Below are 777 nucleotides of genomic sequence, written 5' to 3' on the forward strand. Positions count from 1 at the left end.
CCAACGCCAGCCAACACAATAAAGAATGCTACTTTATCAGACTTGAAGTTTACTCAGCTTCACCTAACGCCTGGTTCAGGTGCGCCGTAGGCGTCACCTGGAACCACTTGTTAGGCAGCCTGGTTTCATGAATTAACTAACTGTTCCAATCCATACGCCAGATATTAAAGTAAGAATGCTAAATGCCCATTTTTGAGTTTCATTGTTATACTTTTTTGAAAGTATTATAAATATTGCGCTACCACCAAAAATCAATGAAAAAACAAATTTAGCAATAAATATGTATAATGGATTAATCCCTCTGTCTCGACTTTCAGGCATTATTCTCCGGTCAATAGGAGATGGGGTAGTAACGACTTCTTTATTTTCTAACTTTTCTTTATATATTGACACTTTTTTGGAGATACTTTCGATTTCATCTTTGGAGAGGGTCTTTGATATGTCATTATTCAGAATATTTTGAAACTCGTTTATTCTATTAATTGCTAATTCGTTTAGGTCGACTTGTTGTTTTTCTTTCTCAAATCTTACCATATCAAATACTGATCTATATGGAAGGAACAGTGATAGTGCAGACAATCCTATTATGAGTAAAACAAGTAGTATACTAATTTTCTTCATTAATATTCCCTTTTATATGTGAAGAATCACTGTGTTCTTAGTGGAGTGGGCCTAACGCCCGCATCAGGTGCGCCGAAGGCGTCACCTGGATGCGCTTGTTAGGTGCTTACCCGGTTTGCATTGGATGTGCCGCACCACGATACGAAGTGTGCACTT

1 protein-coding gene is annotated in these 777 nt (G+C 37.7%); it reads right to left on the bottom strand.

Annotation, left to right across the window (positions count from 1 at the left end; all coding sequences use genetic code 11):
- Window positions 1-132 precede the first annotated feature (132 nt).
- Window positions 133-621, bottom strand: a complete 489-nt coding sequence (locus ACY2RQ_RS19530) for a hypothetical protein (protein WP_490114686.1) — start codon at window positions 619-621, stop codon at window positions 133-135.
- Window positions 622-777: the final 156 nt, after the last annotated feature.

It is taken from the genome of Parendozoicomonas sp. 209JJ7-1 (assembly GCF_058147085.1).

Bases quoted from the DNA above. Each gene is read 5' to 3' on its own strand.
- ACY2RQ_RS19530 (WP_490114686.1), bottom strand. From the start codon at position 621: ATGAAGAAAATTAGTATACTACTTGTTTTACTCATAATAGGATTGTCT.